The organism is Ensifer sp. MJa1, from assembly GCF_037026475.1.
GTDB lineage: Bacteria > Pseudomonadota > Alphaproteobacteria > Rhizobiales > Rhizobiaceae > Ensifer.
In genome coordinates, this window is sequence record NZ_JAKUMO010000001.1 from 123,166 (window position 1) to 138,861 (window position 15,696).

A 15,696-nucleotide genomic window follows, 5' to 3' on the forward strand; every position below is an offset into this window, starting at 1 on the left:
GTGGCGGCGATGACAAGCACGGTGCGATGGCCCAGCGGCGACGTGAGGCCGCGACCGGCGCGCCTGGTCAGCCCTGCCAGGCCTGCAGCCGTTCGACCGTCGCCGTGGCGCCGCCGCAGGCGATGATCAGCACGCGCTCGAAGCGCGCCAGCTGTTCGGCGTGGATGTAGGCGACGGCGAGCGAAGCGCCGCAGGCGGGCTCCACCACCACCCGATGATCGTCAAGAAAACGGTTACAGGCATCGATCGCCACCGCGTCGCTGACGACGGCGCATTCGACCGGCCGCGTCTGGCTGATTTCGAAGGCGCGGGCGCAGACCTTTCGGGCGCCGAGCGAGGTGGCAACCCCGGTAACCGAGCGCAGTTCCACCAGCGCTCCGGCCTTGAACGATGCGGCAAAGGACGCCGTGCCTTCGGTCTCGGCGGCGACGATCGGAATGTCGCCTAGCCCGTTGCGCTCCAGGCCTTCGGCGACGCCCGAAAGCAGCCCGCCGCCGCCGACCGAGAGCACGACCGCGTCGAAGGCGAGGCCGGCGCGAACGACTTCGTCGATCATGGTCGCATGCCCTGCCCAAAGAAGCGGATCGTCGAAGGGGTGGATGAAGGCGGTGTTGGCATCGAGGGAGGCAAGCGCTCGCACATGGGCCTCATCCCAGGCCGCTCCGTGGACGATGACTTCGGCGCCCTCCTGGCGGATGAGCGCAATGGCCCGCTCGGTCGTCGTTTGCGGGACAAAGACGGAGACGGGGACCTGCAGGCGACGACCGGCATAGGCAACGGCCATGCCGGCATTGCCGCCGGAAGACGAGACGAAGCGCCTCTTGCCATTTTTCGCGTGGTGTTCGCAGGCAGCGCCGATGCCGCGGATCTTGAACGAGCCCGGCGGTTGCAGCGCGTCCATCTTCAGCCAGACGGAGCGTCCCGAGGCGCGGCTTAGCGGAACGGATTCAATCAGCGGGGTTTCGATGTGAAGTGCCATGGCCGTCCCGTCGAAAGCAGAGTGACAATGTTCTGAAGGGCCGAAGGGTCTCCGGCAACAGAAGGCGTGCTACGCTGCAATGAAGCGCGGAATCTGACCGAAACGATGGCCGTAATCAGTTGTGTTCCGACTTTTTATCGGCCGCTGCTGCTGCAGCCGTGGCCGGTGCGGCTGCGGCGCGTTCGAGGCGCAGCGCTTTGAGCTTTTCGGTCTTCTTGTCGCGCGCCAGCTTCTCCGCGGCAACGATGCCGCGCGCCGATTGATCGTTGGCGATCGCTTTCTCGTTCGCCGAGCCCTTGCCGGGCTTGAAGATGTTGTTGCGGGTGGACGTCATGGCATGTCTCCACGAAAAGGGCATGTCGCCGCTAGGAGCGGGGCTGCCACAGGAGTGCAGTCGTCACTTCGAAGCGCCGCGTTGCTTTGCACGCGCAGCGCTTGTTGTAGGCGTTTGATTCTCTGGGTAATTTTACCCCTAAATCGGCTCTCGCCTAGGGGGAGCAAGAGGCGCGCACAGTCTTTTCTGATGGCTGCGAAGCTCAAGCGCGGGGCAGTCGGGAAGGCGCTTGGCGCGCCTTCCGGAGTGGCATCAGCGGGCCGCCCGCTTCGGTGCCGGCAGCAGGCCCTCGCGCTGCAGCTTCTTGCGCGCCAGCTTGCGCTGGCGGCGGACCGCTTCGGCCTTTTCGCGCGCCCGCTTTTCGGAAGGCTTCTCATAGCTGGTCCGCGCCTTGAATTCGCGGAACAGGCCTTCTCTCTGCATCTTCTTCTTCAGTACCCGAAGGGCCTGGTCGACGTTGTTGTCTCTAACAAGTACCTGCAAAATACATACTCCTTTGTCAGTTTCGTTAATCTGTGGCGCCCTGTCGTAACCGTCCGGTCTCGCAATCCGGTGCCTGCCGGTTCTGGCCGGCGGCCGTACCAGGGGTGGTCGATGGCGGCCTTGAACGCTGCGCCTCACGGATCCGCCGGCGCGGAGAACCCGTTTGCTCCAGCCTTCCCGTTCGCAAGAACGCGTGGGACCAAAGACGCAAAAAGGCCGGGTTGTTTGCCCGACCTCTTCCCGTCATTCAAGCGGCTCCCTGCCAGTACATCCGTGGTCAGAGGAGCGCGAATGACAAACTATGCCGCCCGGAGATTGTCGGCCGAGCTCTTGCCCGTCCGGCGGTCGCTGACGACATCAAAGGTCACCTTCTGACCTTCCTTGAGCGAGCCCATGCCGGCGCGTTCTACCGCGGAGATATGGACGAACACATCGGTGCTGCCGTCGTCGGGCTGAATGAAGCCAAAGCCCTTGGTGCCGTTGAACCACTTTACAGTGCCTGAAGCCATAACGATTTCCTTTCAATCGTTGAGTTTGCCAGAGAAATATCTCTCTGGTGATGATCGATCTTTGAGAGGAAATCTGGCCGCGCGACAGCGCTACGTCAAAGGTCACAAGCAATATTCGATGCGGGGATATATAAACGATACTTTTCGAAATTCAATGCGAATATCAAATTATTCGTTCGAAAGCAGCCGCAGATATACCTCTATCGGCCTGATATTTCGGGATTTTGTCGCTTCGATTTTCCTGGATTTCGAATGCACTTTCGTGAGCCACGACCGCCGGTTCGCAAGCGCTTGTCGGCTGCGGCTTGCGCGCCGGGCACTGCCGCCGACGAGGCGACAGCACCCGGAACAGAACCGTTTGTCGGGCAATGTTCACGCGCAGCGTGAATGGGCGCGATGGCGGGGGAGCCAGCGCCAGGATATGCGGCAACGCCGGGTTTCGGCGATGGCATCGACGGCGGTCGTTGCCGGGCTGTTTTTCAAGAGGTAGTCAGTTGACGATGCGCTTCAGGTCGACGCACCGGCATTGGCTTTCAGGCAGTGAAAGTCTGCGGCGAGACCTGCAATGCGGAGGCTATGCGCTGCAGCTTGGCAGGATCGGTATCGGCGCCAAGCTCGATCTTGGAGATTTCGACTTCCGTCAGGCCCGTCGTGACCGAAAGGTCATCGACCGAATAGCCGGCGGTTTCACGCGAACGCTTGATTGCGGCTCCAATTTTGACGCGAGACAAGGATGCGCCGGGAGCCTTGGTTAGGTCTTTCTTAAAGGACATGAAATGTCTCCTTCGTTGGTCCGCCGGCAAAGAACGTTGCCGGTTGAAGGGGGCCCAAAACTGAAATGCGACTCAGATAAAAGATCGCGAACCTAGGGCGTCGCTAATATAAGCGAGAAGTCCGCAGGCGCAAGTTTACGGGTGAATTTTTGTGAAAAATCGATTTATATCAGACTGTTAGCCTGTGATTTCCGTGCGTGGAGCCGACGTTTCGGGCTGGATTTCGGGCGCGTAATGCGTGCCCGACTCAGGCGTGACGACGCCACCTCAGATCACGCCAGTCGCGCCTCGATCAGGAACGGTCCGCGCCGCATCAATGCCGCATCGAAGAGGGCGGCAAAGGCTTCGCAGGAGGTGGCGACGGCCGCCTCGACGCCGAAGCCGCGGGCAAGCGACACCCAGTCGAAAGCGGGCTGGTCGAGGTTCAGCATGCGGCGTGCGTTGGTGCCGATTTCCTCGACGCCGACATTGCGCATTTCGGCGTGCAGGATGGCGTAGGCACGGTTGGAGAAGATGACGGCGATGGCGTCTTCGGTCAGCGTACCCGAGGGTTCGCCCTCGTCCATGGGCGTGCCGGCGGCGGGAAGCGGATGGGTCGGGCTGATGCCGAGTTCGTCGCTGAGCGCTTCGAGCGACGCCTTGAGGTCTTCGCCGTGGCGGGCAAGGGTGACGACGTCGCAGCCTTCCGGCACCAGCCGTCCGGGCTTTCCCGGATAGGCAAAGAAGGCCACCGGCTCCGGCGCGCCGACGAGGATCAGGACCCTGACGTCGCGGAGCGTCTCGAGCGCCATGTCGATCGGGTAGGGGATGCGGCGCGGCGCCACCCGCCCGCGGCCGCGCTGGGTGTGGGCGACCAGCACCTCGTTGAAAAGCGCGACATTGCAGGCCGCTGCGATCCGCCCGGCGATGGCGAGGCTCTCGGCCTGGGCCGCAGTCCCGCTCAAGACCATGGCGGCCCCTGCCGGGTTCGAACGGATGAGGCGGGCCACTTTGCGGATCGTTTCCGGGCTTGCGGGCTGCGGCGCTTCGATCAGCACCTTCTGCGGTGGCGTGTCGGTGGAAACTGCGCCCCAGGACGCGTCCGCAGGCAGGATCATGGTGGCAACGCCCGGCGGCGTCAGAGAGGCGCGATAGGCGGCAGTTGCCGTCGGTCCGACGTCCGAGGGATCCTTTGCCCGCCGCACCCAGTTCGACATCGGGCGGGCGAGGCTTTCGATATCGCTCGTCAGCGGTGCATCGAGCGCAAGATGGTAGGAGGCATGGTCGCCGACGACGTTGATGACAGGCGTGCGGGCGCGGCGCGCATTGTGCAGGTTGGCAAGGCTGTTGGCGAGGCCGGGACCGGTGTGGAGCAGGGTCGCGGCCGGGCTGCCCGTCATGCGCGCATAGCCATCGGCTGCCCCGGTGACGACGCCTTCGGCGAGGCCGAGGATGCAGCGCATCTCAGGCTTGCGATCAAGGGCGGCGACGAAATGCATTTCCGAGGTGCCGGGATTGGCGAAGCAGACGTCGACGCCATTTGTGAGCAGCGTGTCGACAAGCATGTCCGCGCCGGTCGTGCGAATTCGTTGGCCGCCTTCTCCCATGCGCCTCCCCCCGATGGCAGTGAGAGCATGATAACTGCACGTTGAGCCGGCGCAAGGCAGGGTGTACCGGTCTCAGGAGGCGAAATTTCGCGTGCGTCGCCTCACGTCCGCTGCCAGGCGAGATGGGCGCCAAGGCCGATCAGCACCGTGCCGCCGGCCCGTTGCAGCAGCCGCTGCGCCTTGCCCGATTGGCGCATCCGGGACACCACGGCGCCGGCAAGAAACACGCAGACGAGATCGGCGGACGAAAACATCAGGTTGACCACGGTGCCGAGCAAGAGGAACTGCAGCCAGACCGGAAAGGCGGCGGAGGCATCGGTGAACTGCGGCAGGAAGGCGACGAAGAAGATCGCGGTCTTCGGGTTCAAGACCTCGACGGTGATGCTCTCGAAGAAGGCACGGCGTGCCGATTTCGCCTCGACCACCGGCAGGCCGCCTTCGCCGCTTGCCCCTTCACCGCTTGCCTTGGCGCGCATCAGCGTGAAGCCGAGCCAGACGAGATAGGCGGCACCGGCAAGCTTCACCGCGAGATAGAGCGTCGGCACGGCGTGAAACAGGATGGACAGCCCGGCAGCCGCAGCAAGCACGTGAACATAGCCGCCGAGATGGATGCCGAGCGACGCCATCAGGCCGGCAAACCGGCCGCGCGCCATGGTCTGGGCCGCGGCGTAAAGCATGGCCGGGCCGGGGATATAGGCGAAGATCGCCGTCGTGACGAAGAAGGTGAGGAGAATGTCGAGCGATGGCATGTCGTTTGCACCTCGTCTCAAGGCCGATGGATTTCGGGAATCGTTTTAGGGTCTTGCGCGGAAAAGTTGAAGGTAAATTGTAATGCTGGCATGGGCGGTCGGGACCGGCAGGGAGCGGACGCGCCTTCGGCAGGTTCGTCTCAAACCGGGATCTGTTCGGCGACCGCGCGATCCTCGGCCCGCGGGCTTGCGGCAAGCCCGGTGGCAACACCCTGCCGGTCTTCGGCGCTGCGGTTCTGGCTCATCTTGCGCTTGCCGTCGAGACGCTCGATCGGCAGGCGCAGGCCGATGATGCCGCGAAGCTGGGCCTTGACGAAGGCGGCGGGAGCGTCGCTCACCTGCCAGGGTTCGAAGCGGCCGCTCTCGTGACGCTGCGTCAGGCGGGTGACGACCTCGAGCAGCCGATCCTCGTCGGTGAAGAACTCGACGTCTCCATAGGCGTGCACGGCCGAATAGTTCCAGGTCGGGACGACCTTTCCGTGTTCGCGCTTGGAGGCATACCAGGAAGGGGTGATATAGGCATCTGCGCCTGCGAAAATCGCCATGGCGCTGCCGATCGGCGCCATCGAGCCTTGCGGATTGGCGCGGGCAAGGTGCCCGTAGAGCGTGCCATGGGGGCCTTCGTCGCGGGCAAGCAGGAGTGGCAGCGGGGTGGCAAGCAGGCCGTCGGCCGTCGCCGTGACCAGGGTCGACAGCGATGTCGCGTCGATGATGTCGTGCAGCACGCTCAGCGTCTCTTCCTTGAAGGCCGGGGGTATATACATCGTCTCGCTCCTTGTGCTCGCTGATTGATAGAGGCAAACTGGACCAAAGCGAATGTCCAGTTTCTGCATAAATGAGTGGGCCAGTTGATGCGTGGAGAGGACGAGGCGAAGGTTGGAACCGCGCGGCGGATCTATCAGGCGCTGAAGGCGCAGATCCTCGACGGGACCTATGGGGCCCGAGACCGTTTGCCGTCGACGCGCGCCCTTGCCGCCGAATTCGGCGTCTCGCGCACCACGGTGACCGTGGCCTACGAGCAACTCCTTTCCGAGGGATATCTGGAAAGCCGGCAGGGCGCTCGCTCGCGCGTGGCGATGCTTGGCGGCGATGAGACGGCGCGTCCGCGGCAAAAGCCAAGGCCGATTGCTGCAGAGCGCAGACCGGTCGCGCAGGCGCGGCTGTCGCGGTTCGGGCAAAGCCTCGGCGAAGGACCGGCCTGGGCGCCGCCTGTTGCGGCGGGGCTGATTGCCGATTTTCGCTATGGCGATCTGTCGGGCGCAGATTTTCCGGACGCCGCCTGGCGCAAGGCGGTCACCCTGGCGCTCAGGCGACGGCCGCGCCGGCTGGCCTATGATGACCCGAGCGGCGCTCTACCCTTGCGCACAGCTCTTCAGCCGTATCTCTGGCGGGCGCGGGGGCTTCGCTGCGATCCCGGCCAGATCATCATCGTCAACGGCTCGCAGCAGGGGCTGGACCTTGCCGCACGCGTGCTGGTCGATCCCGGCGACCGGGTGGCGATGGAGGATCCGGGCTATGTGATGGCGCGGCGGGTGTTTTCAGCGGCAGGCGCCGACGTCGTCGCGATCGCCGTCGATGGGGAGGGGTTGCGGACGGAACTGCTCGATAACCTTGACGATGCGCGGCTTGCCTATGTCACGCCTTCTCACCAGTTTCCGCTCGGTGGCGTGCTTTCGGCGCGGCGCCGGCAGGCGCTTCTGTCCTGGGCCAGGCGAACGGGTGCCTATGTCATCGAGGACGACTACGACGGCGAGTATCGCTACGATATCCAGCCGATCCCGCCGCTCCAGACGATGGCCGAGGCGGAGAACGTCATCTATCTCGGCACCATTTCCAAGAGCCTGTCGCCAATGCTGCGGCTTGGCTACCTGGTTGTGCCGCCGTCGCTGCAGCGGGCCTTTGCCGCTGCCAAGCAGCTTGTCGACCGCCATTCCCCCAGCCTCGAACAGGAGGCGCTTGCGGCGATGATTTCGAGCGGCGCCTATGAGCGCCACATCCGCCGCAGCCGCCGCAGCAATGGTCGCCGTCGCGAGGCGCTGCTTGCAGCGCTTGCGGCCGAGCTCGGCGACCGGGTCACCATATCCGGCGCCGATGCCGGGCTGCATGTCGCCGTCTGGTTCAATCAACTGGAAAAGGCTGACGAAAGCACGCTGATCACAAAAGCCCGGGAACGCGACATCGGGCTCTATCCGATCTCGCCGCTCTATAGCGCGGCGGACGCGGCCCACAGGCCGGATCGGGCGGGCGCCGTCATGGGCTATGCAAGCCTGGACGTGCCGCAGATCGGTCAGGGGGTCGCAGCGCTCGCAAGGCTGCTAGCCGAATGGCTCGACTAGCACCGGCGGCTGAAAACGCCATCTGGACCACCATTCCGCGTGGGCCACCCGTCCACCTGTGATAGGGTGGCTAGCGCCCCGCCATCGTCCTGCATCGGGGCGGTCGATGATGGGAGCGAAGTTCGGGTCGGGACAGAGCGGCGCAGCGGCGTTGACAGGGGGAACAGATGGCAAACCGGAGAGTGCAGCCGTTGCAGCCGGGACAACCCGCGCCTGCCTTCGAACTTGCGAGCGCCAATCGGGAGGATCCGGTTTCGCTTGCGAGCCTTCGCGGCCGACCGTTTCTGATCGGGCTGTTTCGCGGCCTGCATTGTCCGTTCTGCCGGCGTCAGATGCGGCAATTTTCCGCCGTTGAGCCGGCGCTGCGCGCAGTCGGTGTGGAAACGCTGGCGGTGGTCAACACCCCGATCGAGCGGGCGCGCCTTTACTTCCGCTTCCAGTCGACGCCGGTCACGGTGCTTGCGGATCCCGACTGCAAGACGCACAGGGATTTCGGCGCGCCACATGCCGCGCTGCTTCCGCCTGATAGCACCGAGACGCCGCGATGGCCCGACAAGACGCGACCGGCCGATTTCGCGGCGGCGCGCATCAACCCGACCGGCGAACTCGCCGAACCGGCGCACCCGATGCAGGCCAATGAGCTTCTCAATGCACGCGAAGGCTTCGAGCCGGACGAGACCGATCTGCGAATCTCCGCCGAGCACGGCACGCAACTGGTCGGCCACTTCCTGGTCGATGCAGCCGGCATCATCCGCTGGAGCGAGATCGAGGCGCGGTTCGGCCCCGACGAACTCGGCGTGTTCCCGAGCGCCGCTGAGATCATGACAGCCGTGAGGAGGGTTGCCAGCTAAGGCCGGCAACCGGGGTGCGACCGCGATGGCCACAACCGGCGTCGCGTTACCGTTACCCGCTTGCGCTCCGGCTGCATCCGGCCCTATGGATCAACCATCCGGTGTGACACTGTGGCGCTCATGAGATCTCTTCGCATCCATCCCCATCTCCACGATGTTTTCGGCGAGGAGCAGCCGCTGGTCTTTCTGCTCGCGATCCTTTTGTTTGGCATCGGCGTTGCCATGGTCTTCGCCTTTTCGGCCTGGCCGCTTCTTGTCTCGCTTTCCTGGTGGCGGGCGGTGCTGGCGCTCGTGCTTGTCCTTGATATCGCCGCCGGGTGCGTCGCCAATTTCACGCCCTCGACCAATCGGTTTTACGCCGCGCGGCCGCGCAATCGCTGGATCTTCATCGCCATTCACGTGCACCTGGTCGCGGTCGCGCTGCTGCTCGGGGTGGACCTCGGTGCTCCCATAGCCGTCTGGGCCTATACGATTGCGGCGGCCGTCACTGTCAATCTTCTCGCCGGGCATGCGGCGCAGGCCTTCGTCGGCGGCCTTTTGCTTGCCATCGGTCTTGCCGGGCTGCCGCTTCTGCCTGACCTGATCCCGGCGATGGCGGCCGCGTCGGGCCTGTTCATGCTGAAGGTACTCTTCAGCTTTGCGGTCGATCACTACCGCCACAGCTGATCCCCCGCGCGACATCCTTGCCTTGTGCGCCCGCGTTTATTAGCGTCTGGGGCGTGAAGCTCAGGGAGTGGCTCATGACGGCAGCAGACGTGGCATTGCGCATTCCGACATTCGATGACGTCCAGGATGCGCGCAGACGCATTGTCGGCCAGGCGCACCGCACACCGGTGCTGACGTCGCGCACGGCCGATGCCGCCACCGGCGCGCGGCTGTTCTTCAAGGCGGAAAACCTCCAGCGCGGCGGCGCCTTCAAGTTTCGCGGCGCCTATAATGCGATCGCCGCCATGCAGGAAAGCGGCCAGAAGCGCGGCGTCGTCGCCTTTTCCTCCGGCAATCACGCCCAGGCGATCGCCTATGCCGCACGGCTGCAGGGCGTTGCCGCCACGATCGTCATGCCGAAGGACGCGCCGGAAATGAAGGTGGCGGCGACGCGCGGCTATGGCGCCGACGTCGTGTTCTACGATCGCTACAGCGAGGACCGCGCCGAGATCAGCGCGCGGCTGGCGAGCGAGCGCGGCGCCGTGCTGATCCCGCCCTTCGACCACCCCGAGGTGATCGCCGGGCAGGGCACCGTGGCGCTGGAACTGATCGAGGAGGTGGGCGAGCTCGACCTGCTCGTCACCCCGCTCGGCGGCGGCGGGCTGCTGGCCGGCTGCGCGCTCAGCGCCCGCGCGCGGTCTCCGGGCGCAAGGATCATCGGCGTCGAGCCGGAAGCCGGCAATGACGGCCAGCAGTCGCTGAGGAAAGGTGAGATCGTCCAGATCCCGGTGCCGAAGTCGATCGCCGACGGGGCGCTGACCAACCATGTCGGCCAACATAATTTTCCGATCCTGAAGCGCGACGTCGCCGAAATCGTCACGGTGAGCGACGAGCAATTGGTGGAGACGATGCGGTTTTTTGCCGAGCGCATGAAGATCATCGTCGAGCCGACAGGCTGCCTGGCGGCAGCCGCGGTGCTACAGGGCGTGCTTGCCTGTGGCGGGCAAAGAGTGGGCATCGTGCTCAGCGGCGGCAATGTCGATCTGACGACTTTCGCGGCGCTCTTGAGCTAGGATCGCCGCTGCGAAACGGGCGTCGCCGGCCGACAGTTGGTGGCCGCGCGCGACGCACCGTCTTTCCGGTTGCCTTAACCAGCAAAAGTGGCACACTGGGCCTCGCGCCTTGACGCCGAGCGTCCGAATGCTGTCCAAGGGTTGCTGTAAGTATTTCATTTTCTAGGGGATTTCTTCTCCGGCATGTTTGCCCCGGAGAACAAGTGGTGAAAAAGACAAAGGGATTACGGCGACCTTTCGGCGCCTTGTCGGACGCACGGCGCTGCCAAGAAATAGAGTGTTTCCTCGCGCCCAGGCGGGCGCGGCGCTCACACACAACTGGAGGGTATCGTGACGCTTGCAATCAATGACCTCGCACCGGATTTCGAGGTTGGAACGACCGATGGCACGATCCGGTTTCACGACTGGATCGGTGACGCCTGGGCGGTGCTGTTCTCGCATCCGAAGGACTTTACGCCCGTGTGCACGACCGAGCTCGGCTACATGGCGCGCATCAAGCCGGAATTCGACCGGCGCGGCGTGAAGATCATCGGCCTTTCGGTCGACCCGCTCGACCGCCACGCCGGCTGGGCGGCCGATATCGAGGAAACGCAAGGCCATGCGCCGAACTTCCCGATGATCGCCGACGTCGACTACACCGTCTCGAAGCTCTACGGCATGCTGCCGGCGCCGGTCTCTGGCGACCCGACGCAGCGCACGCCTGCCGACAACCAGACGGTTCGTAACGTCTTCGTCGTCGGCCCGGACAAGAAGATCAAGCTGATCCTCGTCTATCCGATGACCACTGGCCGCAACTTCGACGAGGTGCTGCGCGTCATCGACTCGCTGCAGCTGACGGCCAAGCACAAGGTGGCGACGCCGGTGAACTGGAAGCAGGGCGACGACGTCATCATCGCCGGCTCGGTCAGCGACGACGACGCCCGCAAGGTCTATCCGGACGGCTGGCACGCGCCGAAGCCCTATATCCGCATCGTGCCGCAGCCGAAGGGCTGAGGCGGGGAATTCGGCAAAGGGTGAGGGATCCTCCCTGGCGCGGTGAGGGGATAACCCCTCATCCGCCTGCTGGCACCTTCTCCCCGCAGGCGGGGAGAAGGAGACTCGTTGCACCCGACCGGCATTTTGACTTCTCCAACGTTTGGAGGTCCCAGCTGGAGCGGTCGCAGCGCAAACTTGCTTCTCTTCGCAGCGGGAGAGGTGAAACTCGGGCGTGCGGCAACGTCCCTTCGCCCTGCTTGTTTGGGGAGAAGGTGCCGGCAGGCGGATGAGGGGCGGACCGCCATCGGTTGCATGACGCCTCGATGCAAGGGAGCCGCCGATGATCTTCCGTCAATTGTTCGACAGCGTGTCCGGTACCTATACCTATCTGATCGCCAGCCGGCAGGGCGGCGAGGCGCTGATCATCGATCCGGTTCTCGAAAAGGTCGAGCGTTACCTGCAGCTCGTGCGGGAACTCGATCTGAAGCTGGTGAAAGCCGTCGACACGCACCTGCACGCCGATCACATCACCGGCCTCGGGGCGCTGCGCGACCAGACCCATTGCATCACCGTCATGGGCGAGCAGACGGCCGCAGACGTCGTCTCGATGCGGGTGACGGAGGGCGACCGGGTGTCGATCGAAGGCTTGAGCCTCGACGTCATGTATACGCCCGGCCACACGGACGATTCCTATTCGTTCCTGATGGGCGGTGACATGGGCCGGCGGGTCTTTACCGGCGACACGCTCTTGATCCGCGGCACCGGACGCACGGATTTCCAGAACGGCGATCCGCGCCAGCAGTATGACTCGATCTTCAACAAGCTGTTGAAATTGCCGGAGGAAACGCTGGTCTACCCGGCGCATGACTACAAGGGCGATACGGTTTCGACGATCGGCGAGGAGAAACGCTTCAATCCGCGCCTCAGGGTCAAATCGGTCGATGAATATGTCGACGTGATGAACAGCCTCAACCTGCCAAACCCGAAGATGATGGACGTGGCGGTGCCGGCCAATGTCCATATCGGCCTGCACCAGGACGAGATCGCGCGGCGCGGCTGGGCGCTTTCGGCCAAGGAGGCGCTGGCGCTCTGCGGCCACGCCAACATCGCACTGGTGGACCTCAGGGAAAAGCCGGAGCGGGAAAAACACGGGGTCATTCCCGGCTCGCTGCACGCACCCTATTCCGATCTTGCCGAGAACATCGCCTCCGGCGGCATGCTGCACGAACTGGCGGAAGCGACGGGAAAACGCATCGTCTTTTACTGCGCCTATGGCGAACGATCGGCGATGGCGGTGGAAGCTGCACAGCTCGCCGGCATCCTGAGCGCCTGCCATATCGAAGGCGGCATTGCCGCCTGGAAGAAGGCGGATGGGCCGGTGACGCATTGATGAGCGGCCGCATTGACGTTCGGCGCGGATGCGCCATCTCATATTTCACTGGAACTGACGCAACGGCCGACGGGAAGCCTGTCTCCCGGCGTTGCTCAAGGACCGATCGAAACAGCAAGGGGCGGATTTGAGGTCATGCGCAAGTTTTCCGTCAGCGTCGTCAGGGAGTTCGAGGCCGATAGCGCGGAGGAGGCGGCCCTGCTGATGTACCAGCAGCTGGCGAACGAGCCGGCGCCGCTGACCTATTCGGTGGCGGACGAGACGAAGGCCGCAACACCGCTGACGCTTGACCGCGACAAGGCGGATGAATTCGCCAACACCGACCACACCGCAGACCCCGGCAACTGGTGACGTGCTTGTAAGGAGTGATGGCCGGTTTCTCCAAGCGGTGGCGCCGCCGCCCCGGCAAAATCATGCGCCAATTCAAAGTGTTGCTAAAACCTCCGGGGGCACGTGCCAGACACGGCCGTACGGCCACGAAACCGACATGATCGGTTGAAATTTCTCGGCTGTTCCCGTTAATCGTGCCAGCACCTGTGCCAGGTGTTCCCAGTTCGGGCCCGCGGAGGAGACCAGCCTTGTTCATTGCCCATCTTCCGGCCGGCTATCTGCTGAGCCGCCCCTTTGCCCGTCGCCACCCGGAGCAGGCAAAGGCAATCGTCGGGGTCGGGCTTCTCTTCTCGGTGCTGCCGGACTTCGATCTCGCCTATTTCTATCTCATCGACCAGCGGCGGTCGCCGCACCATGACTACTGGGTGCACATGCCGGCCTTCTGGCTGCTCGTGGCGGCGATCGCGGCATTCTTCCTATGGGCAAGCGGACGGCGCAGGCATCTGATCCTCGTCGGCGTCGGCCTCATCAGCGTGCTTGCGCATCTGGTGATGGATTCGATCGCTGCCGACCTCAGCTGGCTGCAGCCGTTCTCGGACGTGCGGGTGAACCTGGTGCACGTGCCCGCACTCTACAAACCCTGGTACCTGAACTTCCTCCTGCATTGGACCTTCGCGTTCGAGCTTCTGATCATGGCCGTAGCAGGCGGGTTGGCGGCGTGCGATCTCAGGGCGTGGCGTGTGGTCGAAAGCGGGGCCGCCTGAGAGCAAAAGCGGGTTCGGGAAGCGCCCATAGCGAAAACGATCGCTTAAGGAATTTATCATACGAATAGCTACAATTTGCATGGATCCATTTCCGAATTGTTAGCTATGAGGCTCCGCTCCCCATGACTGGCCTGCCATCTCTTTTCCTATCCGATGCCAAAGCCATGCTCGATGCGATCAACCGGTCGCAGGCGATCATCGAGTTCGATCTCGCCGGCAACATTCTGACGGCCAACGAGAATTTCTGCCGGGCCATGGGGTACGACCTGAAGGAGATCGTCGGGCGGCACCACCGCATGTTCGTCCTGCCGCAGGAAGCGGCATCGGCCGCCTACGCCGATTTCTGGGCGCGGCTTGCGCGCGGCGAATATGACAGCCAGCAGTACAAGCGGATCGGCAAGGGCGGGCGCGAGATCTGGATCGAGGCCTCCTACAATCCGGTGTTCCGGGGCCGCAAACCCTACAAGGTGGTGAAGTTCGCGACCGACATTACTGCGACGAAGGCGAAAAGCGCCGACGACCAGGGCAAGATCGATGCGCTCTCGCGCGCCCAGGCGATCATCGAGTTCACGCCCTCGGGCGAGATCCTCACCGCCAACGAGAACTTCCTGAAGACGATGGGCTATGAGCTCAACGAGATCGTCGGACGCCACCATCAGATGTTCTGCGCGCCTGATTATGCGCACTCTCCCGAATATGCCGCGTTCTGGCGGGATCTGGCGGCCGGGCGTTTTGCCACCGACCAGTTCATGCGCATCGGCAAGGGCGGACGCACGGTGTTTATTCAGGCGTCCTACAACCCGATCCTCGACGATGCCGGACGGGTGTCGAAAGTGGTCAAGTTCGCGCTCGACGTCTCCGACCGCGTGCTTGCGGTCAGGCAGATCGGTGCCGGTCTCGGGCGACTGGCCGAGTGCAATATCCGCATGACGCTGGACGAGCCCTTCGTCGGCGAACTGGAAAGCTTGAGGCGCGATTTCAACACCTCGATCGGCATGTTCCAGCAGACGCTGTCAGCCGTTCTCAGCCAGACCCGGGAACTGAACGACAACAGCCACGAGATGAAGGGGGCGGCCGAGCATCTGTCGGAGCGCACCCGCCAGCAGGCCGCAGCACTGGAGCAGACCTCGGCGGCGCTGGAACAGGCGACGGTGACGGTGCGCACCTCCACGGAAAACACCCAGGAGACACGGACCCTGGTGCAGAGCGCCCGCCAGTCGGCCCATGCCTCCTCCGATGTCGTGCGTGACGCGGTGACGGCGATGCAGCGCATCAAGGCGGCATCGGAAGAGATCAGCCAGATCATCGGCGTGATCGACGAGATCGCCTTCCAGACCAATCTCCTGGCGCTGAACGCCGGGGTCGAGGCGGCGCGCGCGGGCGACGCCGGCAAGGGCTTCGCCGTCGTTGCCTCGGAGGTGCGCGAGCTTGCCCAGCGTTCGGCCAAGGCCGCCAAGGAAATCAAGGAACTCATCCACAACTCGGTCACAGAGGTTGCCGAAGGCGTTCGCCTGGTCGGCGATACCGGCAATGCGCTGAGGGAGATCGAGGACTACGTCGAGGCGATCGATGTCAGGATCGGGGCGATCGCGACGGCTGCCACCGAGCAGGCGACAGGCCTTGGCGACATCAATGTGGCGGTGAATGACATCGACGCCATGACGCAGAAAAACGCCGGCATGGTCGACCGCACCGCCGATGTCAGCGTACGGCTGGCCGAAGGCGCGCAGCGGCTGACCGAGCTTGTCAACCGCTTCCAGCTTAACCGCCGCACCGAGCGGCGCGAACCGGGTACAGACGCCTCGAGCCGCGGCATTGGCGACCGGCGCCGGGCAACCGACGCAAGGGCCGCCTGACGGAGGAGGGCCGAACGTGCAGGGCGTTCGGCCTTCCTCTGGTCTTCTATGGGGCCGTTGGCC

At 64.2% G+C, this 15,696-nt stretch carries 17 protein-coding genes; 9 read left to right on the top strand and 8 right to left on the bottom strand.

The features are described from left to right. Positions 1-67 precede the first annotated feature (67 nt). The 8 genes from MKZ91_RS00615 to MKZ91_RS00650 form a co-directional block, all read right to left on the bottom strand. Positions 68-979, bottom strand: a complete 912-nt coding sequence (locus tag MKZ91_RS00615; RefSeq protein ID WP_336166948.1) for a pyridoxal-phosphate dependent enzyme — start codon at positions 977-979, stop codon at positions 68-70. 115 nt (positions 980-1,094) lie between these two features. Next, positions 1,095-1,313, bottom strand: a complete 219-nt coding sequence (locus tag MKZ91_RS00620) for a hypothetical protein (RefSeq protein ID WP_336166950.1) — start codon at positions 1,311-1,313, stop codon at positions 1,095-1,097. A 252-nt stretch (positions 1,314-1,565) separates the two neighbouring features. Beyond that, entirely contained in the window at positions 1,566-1,796 is a 231-nt protein-coding gene (rpsU, locus tag MKZ91_RS00625; protein ID WP_336166952.1) for a 30S ribosomal protein S21, read from the bottom strand. A 299-nt stretch (positions 1,797-2,095) separates the two neighbouring features. Then, complete coding sequence (locus MKZ91_RS00630) at positions 2,096-2,305, bottom strand: cold-shock protein (RefSeq protein WP_336166954.1); 210 nt, start codon at positions 2,303-2,305, stop codon at positions 2,096-2,098. A gap of 533 nt (positions 2,306-2,838) precedes the next feature. Next, a complete protein-coding gene (locus tag MKZ91_RS00635) occupies positions 2,839-3,078 on the bottom strand; it encodes a helix-turn-helix domain-containing protein (RefSeq protein WP_336166955.1) in 240 nt (79 codons plus the stop codon). Positions 3,079-3,350: 272 nt separating this feature from the next. Then, a complete protein-coding gene (locus MKZ91_RS00640; RefSeq protein ID WP_336166956.1) occupies positions 3,351-4,664 on the bottom strand; it encodes an acetolactate synthase large subunit in 1,314 nt (437 codons plus the stop codon). Between the two features lie 101 nt (positions 4,665-4,765). Then, positions 4,766-5,413, bottom strand: coding sequence for a LysE family translocator (locus MKZ91_RS00645; RefSeq protein ID WP_336166958.1), 648 nt, complete (start codon positions 5,411-5,413; stop codon positions 4,766-4,768). 140 nt (positions 5,414-5,553) lie between these two features. After that, complete coding sequence (locus MKZ91_RS00650; protein WP_336166960.1) at positions 5,554-6,177, bottom strand: FMN-binding negative transcriptional regulator; 624 nt, start codon at positions 6,175-6,177, stop codon at positions 5,554-5,556. Positions 6,178-6,264: 87 nt separating this feature from the next. Between MKZ91_RS00650 and pdxR the strand changes: the two genes are divergently transcribed. The 9 genes from pdxR (at position 6,265) to MKZ91_RS00695 (ending at position 15,633) form a co-directional block, all read left to right on the top strand. Then, complete coding sequence (pdxR, locus tag MKZ91_RS00655; protein WP_336166961.1) at positions 6,265-7,749, top strand: MocR-like pyridoxine biosynthesis transcription factor PdxR; 1,485 nt, start codon at positions 6,265-6,267, stop codon at positions 7,747-7,749. A 167-nt stretch (positions 7,750-7,916) separates the two neighbouring features. Further along, on the top strand, positions 7,917-8,600 hold the full coding sequence (locus MKZ91_RS00660) for a peroxiredoxin-like family protein (protein WP_336166963.1): 684 nt from the start codon (positions 7,917-7,919) through the stop codon (positions 8,598-8,600). Between the two features lie 120 nt (positions 8,601-8,720). After that, positions 8,721-9,266 carry a hypothetical protein gene (locus MKZ91_RS00665; RefSeq protein WP_336166965.1) on the top strand — a complete coding sequence of 182 codons (546 nt, stop codon included), beginning with the start codon at positions 8,721-8,723 and terminating at the stop codon, positions 9,264-9,266. A 74-nt stretch (positions 9,267-9,340) separates the two neighbouring features. After that, entirely contained in the window at positions 9,341-10,318 is a 978-nt protein-coding gene (locus MKZ91_RS00670; protein WP_336166967.1) for a threo-3-hydroxy-L-aspartate ammonia-lyase, read from the top strand. A 330-nt stretch (positions 10,319-10,648) separates the two neighbouring features. Beyond that, the gene (locus tag MKZ91_RS00675; RefSeq protein WP_336166969.1) at positions 10,649-11,311 is read left to right on the top strand and encodes a peroxiredoxin; all 663 of its coding nucleotides are present in this window, start codon (positions 10,649-10,651) and stop codon (positions 11,309-11,311) included. Positions 11,312-11,633: 322 nt separating this feature from the next. After that, a complete protein-coding gene (locus tag MKZ91_RS00680; protein WP_336166971.1) occupies positions 11,634-12,683 on the top strand; it encodes an MBL fold metallo-hydrolase in 1,050 nt (349 codons plus the stop codon). Positions 12,684-12,818: 135 nt separating this feature from the next. Further along, positions 12,819-13,034 carry a hypothetical protein gene (locus MKZ91_RS00685; protein ID WP_336166972.1) on the top strand — a complete coding sequence of 72 codons (216 nt, stop codon included), beginning with the start codon at positions 12,819-12,821 and terminating at the stop codon, positions 13,032-13,034. 227 nt (positions 13,035-13,261) lie between these two features. Then, positions 13,262-13,777 (top strand): metal-dependent hydrolase, encoded by a 516-nt coding sequence (locus tag MKZ91_RS00690; protein ID WP_336166974.1) that lies wholly within the window; start codon positions 13,262-13,264, stop codon positions 13,775-13,777. Between the two features lie 122 nt (positions 13,778-13,899). Beyond that, positions 13,900-15,633 (top strand): methyl-accepting chemotaxis protein, encoded by a 1,734-nt coding sequence (locus MKZ91_RS00695; RefSeq protein ID WP_336166976.1) that lies wholly within the window; start codon positions 13,900-13,902, stop codon positions 15,631-15,633. Positions 15,634-15,696 lie beyond the last annotated feature (63 nt).